At 69.1% G+C, this 16,720-nt stretch carries 17 protein-coding genes and 1 tRNA gene; 12 read left to right on the forward strand and 6 right to left on the reverse strand.

Going from position 1 to position 16,720, the window contains the following annotated elements:
- Positions 1-81 precede the first annotated feature (81 nt).
- From GLO27_RS14565 to GLO27_RS14580, 4 genes are all read left to right on the forward strand, one after another.
- Positions 82-1,824 (forward strand): MDR family MFS transporter, encoded by a 1,743-nt coding sequence (locus GLO27_RS14565; protein ID WP_167255477.1) that lies wholly within the window; start codon positions 82-84, stop codon positions 1,822-1,824.
- Positions 1,787-2,281 (forward strand): MarR family transcriptional regulator, encoded by a 495-nt coding sequence (locus tag GLO27_RS14570; protein ID WP_231479914.1) that lies wholly within the window; start codon positions 1,787-1,789, stop codon positions 2,279-2,281. The genes GLO27_RS14565 and GLO27_RS14570 overlap by 38 nt, the downstream gene beginning before the upstream one ends.
- Before the next feature lie 54 nt (positions 2,282-2,335).
- Positions 2,336-2,866, forward strand: coding sequence for a MarR family transcriptional regulator (locus GLO27_RS14575; protein WP_021201256.1), 531 nt, complete (start codon positions 2,336-2,338; stop codon positions 2,864-2,866).
- A gap of 78 nt (positions 2,867-2,944) precedes the next feature.
- Positions 2,945-4,033 carry an alkene reductase gene (locus GLO27_RS14580; protein ID WP_167255479.1) on the forward strand — a complete coding sequence of 363 codons (1,089 nt, stop codon included), beginning with the start codon at positions 2,945-2,947 and terminating at the stop codon, positions 4,031-4,033.
- Here the strand turns inward: GLO27_RS14580 and GLO27_RS14585 are convergent.
- A complete protein-coding gene (locus tag GLO27_RS14585; protein WP_167255481.1) occupies positions 3,997-4,731 on the reverse strand; it encodes a hypothetical protein in 735 nt (244 codons plus the stop codon). The two genes, GLO27_RS14580 and GLO27_RS14585, sit on opposite strands and share 37 nt — an antisense overlap.
- Before the next feature lie 29 nt (positions 4,732-4,760).
- Positions 4,761-5,546 (reverse strand): DNA/RNA non-specific endonuclease, encoded by a 786-nt coding sequence (locus GLO27_RS14590; RefSeq protein ID WP_167255483.1) that lies wholly within the window; start codon positions 5,544-5,546, stop codon positions 4,761-4,763.
- Positions 5,547-5,646: 100 nt separating this feature from the next.
- Between GLO27_RS14590 and GLO27_RS14595 the strand changes: the two genes are divergently transcribed.
- The 4 genes from GLO27_RS14595 to GLO27_RS14610 all read left to right on the forward strand — a co-directional run bounded on the left by GLO27_RS14595 (position 5,647) and on the right by GLO27_RS14610 (position 9,495).
- Positions 5,647-7,008: an aminotransferase class I/II-fold pyridoxal phosphate-dependent enzyme gene (locus GLO27_RS14595; protein ID WP_167255485.1), complete on the forward strand. Its 1,362-nt coding sequence runs from the start codon at positions 5,647-5,649 to the stop codon at positions 7,006-7,008.
- Positions 7,005-8,255 carry a pyridoxal phosphate-dependent aminotransferase gene (locus tag GLO27_RS14600; RefSeq protein WP_292775219.1) on the forward strand — a complete coding sequence of 417 codons (1,251 nt, stop codon included), beginning with the start codon at positions 7,005-7,007 and terminating at the stop codon, positions 8,253-8,255. Before GLO27_RS14595 ends, GLO27_RS14600 begins: the two co-directional genes overlap by 4 nt.
- A 13-nt stretch (positions 8,256-8,268) precedes the next feature.
- Positions 8,269-8,339, forward strand: a tRNA-Cys gene (locus GLO27_RS14605).
- A gap of 43 nt (positions 8,340-8,382) precedes the next feature.
- Entirely contained in the window at positions 8,383-9,495 is a 1,113-nt protein-coding gene (locus tag GLO27_RS14610; RefSeq protein WP_029259940.1) for a DegT/DnrJ/EryC1/StrS family aminotransferase, read from the forward strand.
- Positions 9,496-9,530: 35 nt separating this feature from the next.
- Here the strand turns inward: GLO27_RS14610 and GLO27_RS14615 are convergent, their stop codons facing one another.
- The gene (locus tag GLO27_RS14615; RefSeq protein ID WP_021201249.1) at positions 9,531-10,382 is read right to left on the reverse strand and encodes an AraC family transcriptional regulator; all 852 of its coding nucleotides are present in this window, start codon (positions 10,380-10,382) and stop codon (positions 9,531-9,533) included.
- A 123-nt stretch (positions 10,383-10,505) separates the two neighbouring features.
- Between GLO27_RS14615 and GLO27_RS14620 the strand changes: the two genes are divergently transcribed.
- Entirely contained in the window at positions 10,506-11,051 is a 546-nt protein-coding gene (locus GLO27_RS14620; protein ID WP_021201248.1) for a peroxidase-related enzyme, read from the forward strand.
- A gap of 98 nt (positions 11,052-11,149) precedes the next feature.
- Here the strand turns inward: GLO27_RS14620 and GLO27_RS14625 are convergent, their stop codons facing one another.
- On the reverse strand, positions 11,150-11,881 hold the full coding sequence (locus GLO27_RS14625) for a glutamine amidotransferase (protein WP_167255487.1): 732 nt from the start codon (positions 11,879-11,881) through the stop codon (positions 11,150-11,152).
- Positions 11,878-12,888, reverse strand: a complete 1,011-nt coding sequence (locus GLO27_RS14630; RefSeq protein WP_021201246.1) for a glyceraldehyde 3-phosphate dehydrogenase NAD-binding domain-containing protein — start codon at positions 12,886-12,888, stop codon at positions 11,878-11,880. The genes GLO27_RS14625 and GLO27_RS14630 overlap by 4 nt, the downstream gene beginning before the upstream one ends.
- A 51-nt stretch (positions 12,889-12,939) precedes the next feature.
- Here GLO27_RS14630 and GLO27_RS14635 point away from each other — a divergent pair, with 51 nt between their 5' ends.
- Positions 12,940-13,620 (forward strand): HAD-IA family hydrolase, encoded by a 681-nt coding sequence (locus GLO27_RS14635; RefSeq protein WP_167255489.1) that lies wholly within the window; start codon positions 12,940-12,942, stop codon positions 13,618-13,620.
- Positions 13,621-13,635: 15 nt separating this feature from the next.
- Here the strand turns inward: GLO27_RS14635 and gabT are convergent, their stop codons facing one another.
- Positions 13,636-14,973, reverse strand: coding sequence for a 4-aminobutyrate--2-oxoglutarate transaminase (gene gabT, locus GLO27_RS14640; protein WP_021201244.1), 1,338 nt, complete (start codon positions 14,971-14,973; stop codon positions 13,636-13,638).
- An 80-nt stretch (positions 14,974-15,053) separates the two neighbouring features.
- On the opposite strand from gabT, the gene GLO27_RS14645 reads away from it, so the two are divergent.
- Together GLO27_RS14645 and GLO27_RS14650 are read left to right on the forward strand one after the other, a co-directional pair.
- Entirely contained in the window at positions 15,054-15,833 is a 780-nt protein-coding gene (locus GLO27_RS14645) for a YggS family pyridoxal phosphate-dependent enzyme (RefSeq protein WP_318387045.1), read from the forward strand.
- A gap of 6 nt (positions 15,834-15,839) precedes the next feature.
- On the forward strand, positions 15,840-16,715 hold the full coding sequence (locus tag GLO27_RS14650) for a heme o synthase (RefSeq protein ID WP_167255491.1): 876 nt from the start codon (positions 15,840-15,842) through the stop codon (positions 16,713-16,715).
- The last annotated feature ends 5 nt before the right edge of the window (positions 16,716-16,720 follow it).

The raw sequence follows: 16,720 nt of genomic DNA on the forward strand, positions 1-16,720 counted from the left end.
CACATACGCCTTTAGTTGCGCTTTGGCAACTAAAGGCGTATGGTTGACCTCGATCAACTTTCTACGCAGGAGCGTTACCCCGTGACACACACCCCATCCGCACCCCCCGAGACGACCCGGTCGGCTCGCGAGGTCTTCACCGCGATCTCCGGACTCGTCGTCGGCATGTTCGTCGCCGTGCTCTCGGGCACCGTGGTGTCGACCTCGATGCCGGTCATCATCGCCGACCTCGGCGGCACGCAGTCCCAGTACACCTGGGTCATCACCGCGAGCCTTCTGGCCACCGCCGTCTCGACCCCGATCTGGGGCAAGCTCGCCGACCTCGTCGACCGCAAGGTGCTCGTCCAGATCTCCCTCATCCTCTTCACGGTCGGCACCGTGATCGCCGGCTTCTCGACCGACACGAACATGCTCATCGCGGTCCGCGTCATCCAGGGCGTCGGCGTCGGCGGCCTGATGTCGCTGGTCATGATCGCCGTGGCCCTCATCATCTCCCCGCGTGAGCGCGGCAAGTACATGGGCGTCGTCGGCGGCATCATGGCCCTCGGCACCATCGGCGGCCCGCTGCTCGGCGGACTCCTCACCGACGTGTGGGGCTGGCGCTCCAACTTCTTCGTCGGCGTGCCGTTCGCGATCCTCGCCCTGGTGCTCCTGCAGTTCACCCTGCACCTGCCGAAGCCCCAGCGCGACACCAAGGTCTCGATCGACTACTTCGGCATCGTGCTCCTCGCGGTCGGCGTCTCGACCCTCCTGATCTGGGTCTCGATGGGCGGCAACCAGTTCGACTGGGACTCCTCGACGAGCATCATGCTGATCGTCACCGCCGCGGTCGCGATCGCCGCGTTCATCACGGTCGAGTTCTTCGTCAAGGAACCGATCGTCCCGATGTCGCTGTTCCGCAACCGCACCTTCACCCTGTCGGTCATCGCCTCGATCGCGATCGGCGTCTCGATGTTCGCGACGTCGGTGTTCCTCGCGCAGTACTTCCAGCTCGCCCGTGGCGCCACGCCCACCGAGTCCGGCCTCATGACCATCCCGATGATCATCGGCCAGATGGGGGCGTCGATCATCATCGGCCAGCTCGTGAGCCGCTTCGGCAAGTGGAAGGGCTGGATGCTGACCGGGTCGGTCCTCGCGACCGTCGGCGTCAGCCTGATGGCTACGCTCCGCTACGACACCCCGTTCCCGCTCGTCGCCGTCTACATGTTCGTGCTCGGCGCCGGCCTCGGCATGGTCATGCAGAACCTCACGCTGATCGTGCAGAACGACACTGCTCCGCAGCAGCTGGGCGCCGCCTCGTCGAACGTGAACTTCTTCCGCACGATCGCCGGCACTATCGGCGTCACCGTGATGGGCTCGCTGCTGTCCACCAGCGTCGCGAACTACATCACCGATGCGCTCGACGGCTTCGTCCCGTCGACACCCGCCGAGATCGACGCGCTCAAGCACCTCGCCTCGGGTGACGTCCCCAAGGTCGGTCAGCTGCCCGACACGATCCGCACGATCGTCGAAGGAGCTTACGGTCACGGCATCGCCGATTCCTTCATCATCGCGATCCCGCTCGCGGTGATCGCGATCATCGCGATCGCGTTCATCAAGAACAAGCCGCTGTCGACCAAGAACGCCGCCGAGCAGATGCTCGAGCAGGCTGAGGAATCGGTGATCGAGGTCTCCGAGGCCGAGGTCGGAGCCTCGCTCTCCACTGGAACCATCCGGATCGAGGGTGCCGGCAGCGCCCCCGCGACCGGTGCGGTCCGCGTTCTCGAGCGCGACGATCGTGCCCGTGATGACGTTGCCCGCGAAGACCGGGACGGGGAGCGCTGAGGTCATGGCCTCGGCAGCGGTCGCGGCGTCGGATGTCGACAGTGCGCTCGGTGACCTCCAGGCGCATCTGAACCTCATCTTCGCGAGGACCCGGTCGCTGTGGAAGGAATCCGCAGCCCGGGTCCACCCGGAGCTGCAGGTGGCCGGCTACAAACTGCTCACCTTCATCGACAGGGCGGGAACGGCCAACGCGCACGAGATCGCCGAGCGGTTCGAGATGGACAAGTCGGTCATCAGCCGTCAGGTGCGGATGCTGGAAGAGCTCGGTCTCCTCGAGTCCCGCCCCGACGAGCGCGACGGTCGGCTGCGGGTGCTGAGCGTGACCGCCACGGCCTGTGATGCGCTCGCTGCGGTCCGCCGCGACTACGGCACCCGTCTCCAGGCCGTGATCGATGAGCTGACTCCCGAAGAGATCCGGGCGGCGTCCAAGGCCTTCCGGCTGCTGGCCGAGGTCTGACCCGAAGCCCCGCCGTCACGATCGACGGCGGGGCTTCGCCGTACACTGGCGAGCATGAGCGCCTCCTCCGACGCCCCTGCCGATGATGCCGCCGATGATGCCGCGGGGGCCCCTGGCGAGACCCGTGCATCCGCTGCCGCGACCGACCTGCTGGGCGACGCCGACCTCGACCAGGCCGTCACCAGGGTCGAGCAGGAACTGGGTCGACTCTTCGCGCGGATCCGCATCGGCTGGCGTGAAGCCGCAGCGACCGTGCATCCCGATCTGCAGCCCCTCGGCTATCAGGTGCTGACCTCCATCGCGACGGGAAAGGCGACCTCGGCCGGAGCGATCATCGAACGGCTGCAGACCGACAAGTCGGCGGTGAGCCGCCAGGTGCGACAGCTCGAACAGCTCGGACTCGTGGAGAGTGTGCCGGACCCGGAAGACCGCAGGGCCCGTGTGCTCGTGGCGACCGACCTGGCGCAGGAGCGGGTGGCGCTCGCCCGTTCGCGCTATGAGGGGCGCATCGGCGAGCGGCTGCGCAACTGGACCGCGGCCGATCTCGACCACTTCGCCGATCTGCTCGCCGGCCTCGGCGGCTGAGGGAGACGACCGACCTCGTCCGGCGGAGCGAAACGCCGACCGGGAATATGCTGATCCCCTCGCGCCTTACCTCCCACTGTGAATCTCTACGAGCCCGCCGTCTTCGGCGCCCTGCAGCTGTCCAACCGCGTCGTCATGGCGCCTCTCACCCGCACCCGTGCGGATGACGACGGTGTCCCGACCGCGACGATGGAGGAGTACTACCGGCAGCGTGCGGGGCAGGGGCTCATCATCTCCGAGGGCACGTGGCCGGTCGCCGAAGGCAAGTCGTACCCCGGGCAGCCGGGCATCGTGACGCCCGGGCAGATCGAGGGGTGGAAGCCGATCACCGCAGCCGTCCATGACGCGGGGGGAACGATCGTCATGCAGCTCATGCACGGCGGCCGTGTGGGGCACCCCGCCATCTCAGGCGAGGCGCGGGTCGTCGGTCCGAGTGCGCTCGCCGCACCCGGACAGACGCGCACGCCCGAGGGCAAGGCCGATCTGCCGGTGGCTCATGCGATCACACTCGACGAGATCCCCGAGGTCGTCGAGCAGTTCGCGCAGGCCGCCCGCAACGCGATCGCCGCCGGCTTCGACGGTGTCGAGGTGCACGGCGCGAACGGGTACCTCGTGCACGAGTTCCTCTCGCCGGTGTCGAACATCCGCGAGGACTCGTACGGCGGATCGCCCGAGAACCGCGCGCGCTTCGCGATCGAGGTCACCGCGGCCGTCGCCGCCGCGGTCGGAGCCGACCGCACCGGCATCCGCCTGTCGCCGCAGCACAACATCCAGGGTGTGCTGGAGGAGGACGATGCGGATGTCCGCGCGACGTACACGGCCCTCGCCGAGGGTCTCGCGCCGCTCGGCCTCGCGTTCATCGACGTGCTCAACGCCGACCCCGCCGGAGAGCTCGTGCAGCACATCCGTCGCACGGCGGGTGCGCCCCTGATCGTCAACACCGGCTTCGCGGCGGAGACGACCAAGGATGAGGCCGAGTCGCTCGTCGCCGGCGGGCGGGCGGACGCCGTCGCCGCCGGCCGTCCCGTGATCGCGAATCCCGACCTGGTCGAGCGCTGGATCCAGGGAGCCGAGCTGAACGACCCGCGTCCCGAACTGTTCTACGGCCGGACCGCCGAGGGATACAGCGACTACCCGTCGCTGGAGTCGGTGCGCGCCGGGGTCTGAGGCGGCGTCGACAAGCGCGTGACGGCGAGGTCGACGAGGGCGAGAGCGTCCCGCGGGATCACCGCGGTGCACACGACGTGCTCGTCGACCCGGAAGCCGATGCTGTAGACGAACGGGTCGGTGTCGACGCACAGCGCGGGATGCTCCTCACCGTCGACCTCGACCGAGGCGTCCGATGCCGAGGCGGCCGTGGTCTTCCCGGTCCCGTCGGCGTCGGCACGGGGGTCGGTCGAGAGGCCGAGCTCGCCGCGGAAGCGGTTGCGCAGGATGTGGTCGGTGTGCGCGGCGAGCTGCTCGGCGAGAGAGGCCCCCTCCCGGCCGGGCGATGCATGCCAGGTCGTCCGCACCGCCTCCCACAGCATCGGGTACCGGAAGGCCTGCACCTGCGCGATCAGCCAGGCCGGACGACCCCAGGGCGGCTCTTCCGTGAGGGAGCGCCGTGTGGGTTCGTCCAGCTCGATCTCGTTGCGGGGATCGGCATGGTCGTCGGGGTGCCGCCACAGCGTGTAGCTGAACGATGCCGAAACCTCGTCGCGGCCCGCTGCGCCGGAGATCTCCATGAAGCCGGCCACGGGGAGTCGCGTGAGAGCGCGTTGCGGCTTCAGCTCGAACACCGGGAAGGGGAGGCTCTGCAATCGGGCATCGGACTCGATGCTCGGGTCGGGGGCATCGGTCGGGACCACTCCGCTGTACTCCATCGGTCCAGTGTGGCGCGATCGCTCCCGGATCACAGCACGATGTCGCCCGCGGTGTCGAGAGTCCGCCATCCGGACTCCCGCGCTCCCGGTCGCGGGAGCGTGTCCGCCTCGACCAGTGCTCCGAGGTCGATGCCGGTGAGTGCGGCGATGTCGGCGATCGGCACCTGGAACGTGCGGAAGGCGCCGAGCGGGGGGACGGCGAGCGTCTCATCCCGCATGTCGACGACGTCGGACTGATCGAGCACGAAGCCCGCGGCGGCGAGGCCATCCGGTCCCTGCCACGCGGCGACCTTCCAGAAGCGGAGGGGCACGCGGATGCCTCGGTAGGGAGGATCGCTCTCGGCGAGCACCGGGGCGGTGAACACCGACAGGCGCTGATCGGTGCTCTCGGCGTAAGCGAGCACGTGGTCTTCGAGGCCGAGCCACAGTTCCTTCGACTGGTTGAATCCCGCAGCCTGCGGTGCAGCGTTGGGATAGAAGAAGGTCGCCTCGCTGGCGGCGCGCGCGGTCTGCGTCGGTCCCCATCCCGGGTCTCGTCGCCGCACGAGGTGCCCGCGGTCGAGGTCGTTCCGCGTGTACACCTCGGGTCCCGTCTGCTCGTCGGCCGGGAGGCGGTCGTCGAGTCGCCAGTCGCCGGTGCGCGGCAGGTCCTGCAGTGTGGCGCCGTCGATGTTCACCGCCGTGACCGCCGCGAGACGCCGCTCGGGGTCGAGCAGCACCGTGAATCGCGGATACGGGAGCGAACGCATCTCGCGTTCGGGACAGGGGAGGGGGAGCCGGTTCCCGAGGAAGTCCGATTCGTAGCCGTCGGTCATGCCCCCATCGTGCCCGGTGCCTCCGACGTGCGCACCCCGAAGTCGAAGCAGACCGTGCGGATCTTTTGACATAGGTCAAAAGATCGCCTACGGTCGAACCATGGCCCAGGCACCCGATCGCGAAGACGTCGAAGATGGCATCGTCGGGTCGACCGCGGCGGAGATCTCCGAGAGCGTGCGCGACCTCGTCGAGCGGGGTGCATACGCTCCGGGAGACCAGCTGCCGTCGGTCAGATCCCTCGCCGCTCGCCTCGGCGTGAACAGGAACACGGTGCTGGCGGCCTATCGTTCGCTGGTCACCGCGCGCATCGCCGCCACGGGTGGCCGCACCGGAACCACGGTGCTCGGGCCGGCGCAGAACCCCGACGAGGGATTCACCCCCGGCTCGGTGCTGCGTGATCTCGGCAGCGGCAATCCCGATCCCGCCCACCTTCCCGACCTCGCAGCCGCCCTCGCCGCTGTCACGCCCGGCCACGTGCTCTACGGCGAGTCCGTCATCGACGCCGACCTCGCCGAATGGGCGACCGAGTGGATCGCGGCCGACCATCCGCGTCCGTTCCGCCTGTCGATCACCGCCGGGGCGGTCGATGCCGTCGAGCGCCTCTTGGCCCAGACCCTGGTGCAGGGCGACCGCGTCGGGCTCGAAGACCCGTGCTTCCTCTCCAGCATCCACACCGCGCGTCTCGCCGGATACGTGCCGGTCGCCATCCCCGTCGATCGCGAAGGGATGACCGTCGCCGGCCTGCGTGCGGCCCTCGAGAGCGGCGCGCGCGCGATCGTCTGCACGCCGCGTGCCCACAACCCGACCGGTGTCGGCACCAGTCCTGCACGCGCACGAGAGCTCCGCGAGGTCCTCGCCGATCATCCGCACGTGCTCGTCATCGAAGACGACCATTTCTCGATGCTCGCACCCACGCCCTACGAGAGCATCATCGCCCCCACGCAGCAGCGGTGGGCGCTGGTCCGCTCGGTGTCGAAGTTCCTCGGGCCCGACATGCGCCTCGCGGTGACGGCATCCGATCGGGTGACCGCTCAGCGTCTGGCGCTGCGCCTGAGCCCCGGAACCATGTGGGTGAGCCATGTGATGCAGCGGCTCGCCGCCACGATGCTGCGCGATGACGAGACCCGGGAGCTCATCATCGAGGCGGGCGCGCACTATGCGGGGCGCAACCGCCTCTTCGTGTCGATGCTCGCCGAACAGGGGATGCATGCGCAGGCGGACAGCGGGCTCAACGTGTGGGTCGACGTCCGCGACGATGCGACGGAGATCAGCCGTCGCCTCGCTTCGCGCGGGTGGCTCGTGCGCCCCGGCTCCGAGTTCGCGCTCGATCCCGGCAGCTCGCAGGGCTCCACCCAGCTTCGCCTGACCGTGCACACGCTCGACGACGCGGAGATGCAGCGCCTCGTCGACGACCTCGTCGGGGTCGCCGGGGGCTCGAGCGCGGCGGGGGTGGAGGCGTGACCCCGTCCCGGCCGGAGAGGGCCGATCATCGGATCGGACGCTCCTCGCGGTTGGAAGGCGTCCTGTACGACCTGCGCGGACCGGTTGCCGAGCGCGCGGCCGAATTGGAGAAGCGCGGAGAGTCCATCCTCCGTCTCAACATCGGCAACCCCGCCCCGTTCGGCTTCGACGCCCCGCCGGCCATCGTCGAGGCTCTCCGCTCGGCGTTGCCTCAGGCGCACGGCTACTCCGAGTCGGCCGGTCTTCCCGAGACCCGCGAAGCGATCGGAGCGCATTACGCGCTGCGCCCCGGATTTCCCGCACTGGGGATCGACGACATCACCGTGGGGAACGGCGTCTCGGAGCTCGTGGGGCTGACGCTGCAGGCGCTGCTCGAGCCGGGCGACGAAGTGCTCATCCCGAGCCCTGACTACCCCTTATGGACGGCGTCGACCGTGCTGGCCGGAGGGCGAGCGGTGCACTATCCGTGCCTCGAGGCCGAAGGGTGGACGCCCGACCTCGCCGCGATGGAGGCGTCGATCGGTCCGCGAACCGCGGCCATCGTGGTGATCAACCCGAACAATCCGACCGGTGCGGTCTACACGCGTACGGTCCTCGAGCGGATCGCCGAGCTCGCGCGGCGCCACGGCCTCCTGCTGCTCTCGGACGAGATCTACGACCGGGTCGTCTTTCCGGGATACGCGCATGTGTCCATGGCGCAGGTCGCCCCCGACGTTCCGTGCGTCACGTTCGCCGGGCTGTCCAAGACCCACCGTGTCGCGGGCTACCGTGCGGCATGGATGACGACGACGGGGTTCCACCGCGACGATCCCTTCCTCTCCGGGGTGCGTCTGCTCGCCTCGATGCGCATGTGCGCGTCGGTGCCGGCCCAGCACGCGATCACCGCGGCCCTGACCCACGACGACTCGCTCGACGCTCTGGTGGCGCCCGGCGGCCGGCTGACGCGGCAACGGGATGCGGCCCTCGAAGCGCTCGAGGCGATTCCCGGGGTCGATACGCAGCCGGCGGGTGGGGGGCTCTACCTCTTCCCGCGACTGGATCCCGAGGTGCACGGCATCGAAGACGACGAGCAGCTGGTGCTCGACTTCCTCGACGCCGAGCGGATCCTCCTCGTACACGGCAGGGCCTTCAACCTGCAGACGCCCGACCACCTCCGGATCGCTTTCCTTCCGGAGGCCGAAGTGCTCACCGACGCGCTCCGTCGGCTCGGAACGTTCCTGAACGGGTACTCGCCGCCGGGACGCTGAGCACATCCGACCCGGTGGAGTGACCGAGTGGCCAGGTCGCGGTCCGCAAGACCGTGCACGCAGGTTCGATTCCTGCCTCCACCTCAACCGGGCTCATGCGAGCCGCCGCCGAGGAAGGGCTTCCACGATGGACAGCGCATTCATTCCCGCCGCCAAGCCGATCATCGGCGATGACGAGGTCGCCGCCGTCGAACGCGTGCTCCGCAGCGGCATGCTCGCCCAGGGGGCGGAAGTCGCAGCCTTCGAAGCCGAGTTCTCCGCGCAGTTCCTCGACGGACGGACGGCGGTCGCCGTCAACTCCGGCACGAGCGGTCAGCTGCTCGGGCTCATCGCCGCAGGCGTGGGTCCGGGGGATGAGGTGATCGTCCCCTCCTTCACCTTCGCGGCCGTCGCCAACTCCGTCGTCCTCGCTGGGGCGACTCCGGTCTTCGCCGACATCGAGCCGGCGCACTTCACCCTCGACCCCGAACGGGTGCGGGCGGCGATCACCCCGAGGACGAAGGGGATCATGCCCGTGCACCTGTACGGGCACCCCTTCCTCGTCGATGGCATCGAAGCGCTGGCGGCAGAGCACGGACTCGCCATCTACGAGGATGCCGCGCAGGCGCACGGAGCCGCCTGGCGCGGACGTCCGGCGGGAACCATCGGTGCGTTCGGGATGTTCAGCCTGTACCCCACCAAGAACATGACCGCCATCGAGGGCGGCATCGTCTCGTGTGCTCGGGACGATCTCGCCAGGACCGTCCGCCTGCTGCGCAATCAGGGGATGGAGACGCAGTACGCGAACGAGATCGTCGGGTACAACAACCGCATGAGCGAGGTACATGCGGCGGTGGGGCGTGTGCAGTTGCGCAAGGTGGGAGAGTGGACGCGGCAGCGACAGCGGAACGCCGCCCTGCTGGATGCCGAGCTCGCCGGCCTCCCCGGTCTCACCGTGCCTCCGGTCGCTCCCGAAGCCGAGCACGTCTACCACCAGTACACCGTCCGCATCGCCGACGGCGAGCGGGATCGTGTGCGTGATGCCCTGCGGGACGAGCATGGGGTCGGCGCAGGCGTCTACTACCCGATCCCGAACCATCGGCTGCCGTCCCTGCAGAGGTTCGCCCCGGAAGCGGAGTTGCCGGAGACCGAGCGGGCAGCGCAGGAAGTGCTCTCCATCCCGGTTCATCCCTCACTCTCGTCCGCCGATCTCGAACGGGTGATCGATGGGCTCCGAGCGGTGCTCGCGGCCGGTCGCTGATCGGTTCCGTCACACGGACCTGTCACGGTCGATCATCACGCGGCGAGCGTCAGCCACGCTCGAGGCGAGTGCCCGATGCGCTGAGCGAACACCCGCGAGAACGCCGATGAGCTGGCGTAGCCCAGTTCCGCCGCCACGGTGCTCACGGACACGCCCGCGCGCAGTTGCTCCTGGGCGATCGTGAGCCGCCACTCCGTGAGATAGTCGCCGGGGGAGCGCCCGAGCACCTCTTTGAAGCGGGCGGCGAATGCGCTTCGCGACATCGTGGCGGTGCGGGCGAGGGCCTCCAGGCTCCAGGACTCTCCTGGGGCCTCGTGCATCGCGACCAGTGCGGGGGCGAGCCGCTCGTCGGCGAGGCCGGGTATCAAGCCTGGCGGGAGGTCGAGTCGTTCGGCGTGATCGAGCATCCACCGCAACAACTGGATGAGCACGACCTCGAACATGCGATCCGCCACCAGGGGGCGACCGCACCGCACGTTGTCGACCTCGGAGAACATCAGGTCGAGTGCGGGGCTGAGCGTCTCGACCTCGTCGAGCGGCAGGACGATCGACGACGGCAGAGTGCGCACCAGCGGGTGCGTGGCGCCGCCGTCGAAGTCGAGCGTCGCGCAGGCGAAGTCGGATTCATCGGTCGGTGCGTTGAGGAAGGAGTGGTCGATCGGGCGGGGGAAGAACAGCAGGCTCGGTCGGGTGATGACCTCGCGCTCTGAGCTGCCGTCCGCACGGCGGTGCGTCACCTCCATCTCGCCGCGGCGCAGGACGTGCAGGAAGCCGTGGCCGCCGCTCGCCGGAAAGACCGTCGTTCCGCAGAGGGGGCCGTTGTGGAACAGTCGGGTCCGCACGCGGAAGCGTTCGAGCAGAGGAGAGAGGCGGTCGACGGCGGGCATACCTTCAGTATCGTGGACGATATGTCATGAAAGCAAGACTCTTTGGTGCGTATCGTCCGAGACGTTTCGAAAGACTGAAGTGAGCCCGGATCCGGGCCCATCCCGTCATCGAAGGAGCATCCCGTGCCCAACGTCCCTCTCATCGACCGCGACAACGCCACCGGAAACGTCAAGGAGCAGCTCGACCAGATCGCCGGCGCCTTCGGAGCCGTGCCGGCCATGTTCCGCGCCGTCGCCAATTCTCCTGCTGCTCTCACGAGCATGTGGAGCGCATTCGGTGCCTTCGGCGGAGGATCCCTCGGCGCGGCGCTCGGCGAGCAGATCGCCGTCGCCGTCGCCGACCGGAACTCGTGCCAGTACTGCCTCGCAGCGCACACCGCCCTCGGCAAGAAGGCCGGTCTCAGCCGCGAGACGCTCACCGCCGCGCAGAGCGGCGAGTCCGACGACCCGCGCACGGCGGCACTGCTCGCCTTCGCGCTGAAGCTCGTCGAGGAACGCGGCCAGGTGTCCTCGGCGGACGTCGACGCCGTGCGCGCGCAGGGCTGGACCGACGAGCAGATCGTCGAGACGATCGCACAGGTCGCGCTGAATCTGTTCACGAACTACGTGAACATCGCTCTGGATGTCCCGATCGACTTCCCGAGCGTGGCGCTGCGTCGCGCGAGCTGAACGCCGCCACGCAGAAGGGGCCGGGTCCGTGTGGACCCGGCCCCTTCTGCGTGCACCGTCGGCTTCCGAGGGTGCTGCGCGCCTCGTATGCGGAGGCGTCAGGCGGGGGAAGTCGGCTTCTCGACCGCATCCAACCAGGCGGCGATGGTGGAACGGGCTGCCCTCTCGAGCTCGGGTCCGTAGGTTCTGGCGTCCTCGCGGATGATGCGCGGGTCGATCCCGTTGTGGTGCAGCTCGTGCGCGTGGCCGATCAACCAGCGTCCGATCGTGCGGTGGTCGGCCTCGAGGTGGAACTGCAGGGCGAGCACGGCGTCCGTGCTGAACGCCTGGTTCGGGAATTCGGGCGTGGAGGCGAGATGGCGGGCGTTCGGGGGAATCGTGAAGGCGTCGCCGTGCCAGTGCAGCACCGGCATGCCGTCGAGCGGACGCAACGGCGAATCGAGGCCCTCCGTGGTGAGGTCGAGCGGTGCATAGCCGATCTCGACCGCACCTGTCGGGCGCACTTCGGCACCCAGCGCCTCGGCGATCAGCTGCGCGCCGAGACAGATCCCCAGCAGAGGCCGCCCGGAGCGGAGTCGATGGGAGACGGCCTCCTTCGACGCATGCAGCATCGGATAGCCGTCGGCGTCGTGCACGCCGATCGGACCCCCCAAGACGACCAGGAGATCGGCGTCATCCACCCGCTCGATGTCGATGGCCTCGATCCCGAGGTCGACGTACTGCACGCGATACCCGCGTTCGCGCAGGAGCGGTTCGATGTTTCCCAGGTCTTCGAAGTGCACGTGCCGGAAGGCGAGCGCGGTGCGCTCCCACGGGGTGGCGTTCGTCATGCGGGCAGCCTTTCTGCGACGTATTCGGCGAGCTCGGTGAGACGGTGCGAGTACCCCCACTCGTCGTCGTACCAGGCGGAGATCTTCACCTGCGACCCGATCACCCGGATCAGCCCGGCATCGAGGATCGACGAATGCGGATCGATGACGGTGTCGGCGATGGCGATCTCGTCGTCGGCGCAGCGCAGGATGCCCTTCAGCGGGCCGTCGGCGGCGGTCTCATAAGCGGCTCTGACCTCGTCGACCGTGACCGGACGGGAAGCGGTGACCGTGAGATGCGTGATGGAACCGCTGATCGCCGGGACGCGCAGGGCGAAGCCGTCGAGACGGCCCTCGAGTTCGGGGATCACGCGTCCGATGGCCAGCGCCGCCCCGGTGTCGCCGGCGGAGATCTTCGTGCCCTTCCCTCCGGCGGATCGTGGATCGGAGTGCGGGATGTCCTGCAGGAGAAGGTCTGTCGAGTCGGCGTGGATCGTCGTCATGAGGCCGGCGTCGATGCCGAAAGCCTCATGGAAGACCTTCGCCACGGGGGCGAGGCAGTTCGTCGTGCAGGAGGCGCTGGAGATGACGTGGTGCCGGGTCGGGTCGTAGGTGTGCTCGTTGACCCCGCGCATGAACGTGCCGTCGTCGCCCGCGGTGGGAACGGTCATGATCACCTTCCTGGCCCCTGCGCTCAGATGCTTCCTCGCGTCGTCGGACCGGGTCTCGGCCCCCGTGGACTCGATCACGATGTCGATCCCGAGTGCCGCCCACGGAAGCCGCAGCGGATCGCGTTCCGTGAACATGCGGATCGCGTGGCCGTTGAGGAAGAGGTGCTTGTCGTCGAACCGCACGCCGCGGGTCGACGGACCGCTGTGACCGTCTCGCTGCAGCAGCTCGGCGAGAGCACGGGGCCCGCGCGGATCGTTCACCGCGACGAGCTCGAGCTCCGAGCGGCGGGCGAGCAGCAGGCGGAGCTGGTTGCGGCCGATCCGGCCGAGCCCGTTGACGGCGATCCTCGTTGGCATGGTGGTCCCCTCCGTGGCGCGGTCCCCCCGTGCCGATGATAGTTTTGGCCTATGCCAAAATTATCACATGTGCGAAGCGGAGATTCCTGGGAGTTCGAACGCGCCGGCGTGCTGTTCGACTGCGATGGCGTCTTGGTGGACTCGGTCGCGTCGGCGGCTCCCGCCTGGGAGGCCTGGGCGCGTCGGCACGCCCCGTCGTTCGACTTCCTCCGGGATGCGCCGCACGGCATGAGGCCGAGTGAAGTCGTCGCGGGTCTGGTGGGCCCGGGTGCCGCGGCCGCCGCGACTGCAGAACTGGTCGCCCTCGAGATCGAGGCGGCCGTGCATACGAGAGGGATCCCCGGTGCCGCACGCCTCGTGGGGTCGTTGCCGCGTGATGTCTGGGCGGTCGTGACGAGCAGCAATCGCGCCGTGGCGCTGGCCCGGTTGCAGAGCTCCCACGTGCCACGGCCTCCGACCCTGGTTGCGGCGGAGGACGTGCCTCGCGGCAAGCCGGAACCCGACCCGTACCTCCTCGGCGCCTACCGGCTGGCGCGTGCTGCCGAGGACTGCATCGTGTTCGAGGACTCGGTCCCGGGGATCCGCTCGGCTCGCGCGGCGGGTGCCGGATTCGTCGTCGGCGTCGGAGCAGGATCGGCCGACGGCGATCCCGACGTGGTGGTCGCAGACCTCCGCGCGGTTCGGTGGCGGGACGGCGTCCTCGTGGTCGACACCGCCGGCGGGGTCGACTGACGTGCCGGTAGAGCGTCAGCCGAGCGTCGTCAGGGCGCGGTCGATCACGTCCATGGCGATGTCGATCTGATCGTCGGTGGTCGTGAGCGTCGGCAGGAATCGGATGACGTTCGAGTCGCTGCCCGCGGTCAGCAGCAGGATGCCGTGCTGGGCGGCGTAGGCCGCGATCGCCGACGCGGCCCCGGCTGCCGGAAGCGACGTGTCGGGGTCGCTCAGCTCGAACGCGTACATCGCGCCGATCCCGCGGACGTCTCCGATCAACGGGTGGCGGGAGGCCAGGGCGGCGAGATGGTCCTGGAGGCGTGCGCCGATGCGCAGAGCCTCCGCGAAGAAGTCGCCGCGGTCGAGCTCGTCGAAGACCGAGAGGGCGGCGGCGATGGAGACCGGGTTGCCGCCGAAGGTGCCCCCGAGCCCACCCGGGTCGGGCGCATCCATGATCTCGGCGCGACCGGTGACGCCGGCGAGCGGGAGTCCGGCCGCGATGCCCTTCGCCGTGAGCACGAGATCGGGGATCACGCCGAAGTGCTCGCTCGCGAACCAGGTGCCTGTGCGGCCGAGCCCCGTCTGGATCTCATCGGCGATGAATACCACGCCGTTGCGCGTGCACCATTCCTGCAAGGCGGGGAGATATCCGTCTGCAGGAACCACGAATCCGCCCTCGCCCTGGATGGGTTCGGCGATCAGAGCGGCGAGGTCGGCGGTGCCGATGCGCTGTTCGAGGTGGGCGATCGTCCGCTGCGCCGCCTGCGCGCCGGTGAGTCCATCGCGGTAGGGGTACGAGTTGGGCACGCGGTGGATGTCGGGGGCGAAGGGCCCGAACCCGGTGCCGTACGCGGCCTTGTGGTTCATCGCGAGTGTGAGGTTGGTGCGCCCGTGGAAGGCGTGGTCGAGGGCGGCGACCGCGCGGCGACCGGTGTATCGACGAGCGATCTTGACCGCGTTCTCGACGGCCTCCGCGCCGGAGTTCACGAACACCGAGCGCTTCTCATGGTCGCCCGGCGTCTTCTCGGCGAGGCGCTCCGCCAGTCGCACGTAGCCCTCATAGGGGGTCACCGTGAAGAGGGTGTGCGTCACCTGCTCGAGCTGTGCGGCGGCGGCGGCGATCGCGGCCGGATTGCCGTGCCCGATGGTGGTGACGCCGATGCCACTGCCCAGGTCGAGGAAGCGGTTGCCGTCGACATCGGTCACCCAGGGACCCTCGGCGTGCGCGATGTACACCGGCAGAATGCTCCCGACACCGCGCGCGACCGTTCTCGTGCGACGTTCGTGGATCGACCGGCTGCGCGGGCCGGGCACCTCGGTCAGGAGGGAAGGCGCGGCGGACGCGTCGGGGAGGACGAGAGACGAGGGCATGGCGGCTCCTTGGGTGAGCGGTGCCGAGCGAAGGACCTCGCCCGGTCGAATCGGCCTAAGACTATGTTACAGTTTGACCTATGTCAAAAATGGAAGCACCGGTCGGCTCCGATGACCGCTATCCCACGGCGTTCACCGTCGAGGACTTCCGGCGCAACCTCGCGGGCGTGGAAGCACGCATCGCCGCGGCGGCGCACCGAGCGGGCCGTGACCCGGACGAGGTGACGCTGCTGCCGGTGAGCAAGACCGTTCCGACCGATCGCGTCCGGGTCGCGATCCAGTCGGGTATGCGCCTGCTGGGCGAGAACAAGGTGCAGGAGGCGGTGCGCAAGAACGGCGAGACCGCCGACCTCGATGTGTCGTGGTCGATCATCGGACACCTGCAGACCAACAAGGCGAGAGACGTCGCCGCATTCGCTGCGGAGTTCCAGGCTCTCGACCGGCTGCGCGTCGCCGAGGCGCTCGATCGGCGTCTCCAGGCCGCGGGTCGCAGCCTCGACGTCTTCGTGCAGGTGAACACCTCGGCCGAGGACTCGAAGTTCGGGACGCCCCCCGAAGAGCTCCCGGCATTCCTGGAGGCGCTTCCCTCCTACGGGACGCTGCGGGTGCGGGGCCTGATGACGCTCGCCATCCTCACCCCCGACGACACCCGCGTACGTGAGTGCTTCTCCCTGCTGCGCACGCTGCGAGATCAGGCCAGAGAAGACGCCCCCGACCTGATCGGTGCGGGCGAGCTGTCGATGGGCATGTCGGGCGACTACGAGATCGCCGTCGAAGAGGGGGCGACCTGCGTGCGCGTGGGGCAGGCGATCTTCGGAGCCCGCGCGCTCCCGGACAGCTACTACTGGCCCGAGGGCTGAACGCGCGTGCTGCAGACCCTGCGCGCGTACGTCGAACTCACCAAGCCCCGCATCCTCGAGCTCCTCCTCGTCACCACGATCCCGGTCATGGTGTTCGCTGCCGATGGCCTGCCCGATCTGGGTCTGATGGCGGCGGTGCTCATCGGCGGGGCGCTGAGTGCCGGGTCCGCCGGTGTGTTCAACATGTACATCGAGCGGGAGAGCGACGCGCTGATGGAACGGACGGCTCAGCGCCCGCTGGTCACCGGCATCGTCTCACCGCGGGCTGGGCTGACCTTCGCGTGGGCGCTCGCCGCAGGCTCCGTCGTGTGGATGCTGACTCTGGTCGGTCCGTTGCCCGCTGCGCTCTCGACAGCGGGACTCGTGCTCTACGTGGCGTTCTACACGGTACTGCTGAAGCGTCGCACCGAGCAGAACGTGGTCTGGGGCGGTGTCGCGGGGTGCGTTCCCGTGCTCGTCGGCTGGAGCGCGGTGCGAGGCGGCATCGAATGGCCGGCCGTCGTGCTGTTCCTCGTGGTCTTCTTCTGGACTCCGGCGCACTACTGGCCGCTCTCGATCCGGTACCGGGACGACTACCGGCGTGCGGGCGTGCCGATGCTCGGTGCGACGCGCCCCCCGGCCTATGTCGCCGTCAGGGTGATCGGGTTCGCCGTGGCGACGGTCGTGTGCTCGCTGGCACTCCCGTTCGTCGCCGAGGTCAGTGGACTGTACGTGGTGACGGCACTCGCCGCGGGCGCGGGTTTCCTCATCTCTGCGTACCGCATGCGCGTGCGCGACCGGCGCGGTGCGGAGCTGCGCCCCATGCTCGTCTTCCGCGCGTCGATCGTCTATCTCGCGGTGCTGTTCCTGGCGGTGGGCATCGATCCGCTCTTGACGCGATGACGCGA

Source organism: Microbacterium sp. Be9 (assembly GCF_011754135.1).
Lineage (GTDB): Bacteria > Actinomycetota > Actinomycetes > Actinomycetales > Microbacteriaceae > Microbacterium > Microbacterium maritypicum_A.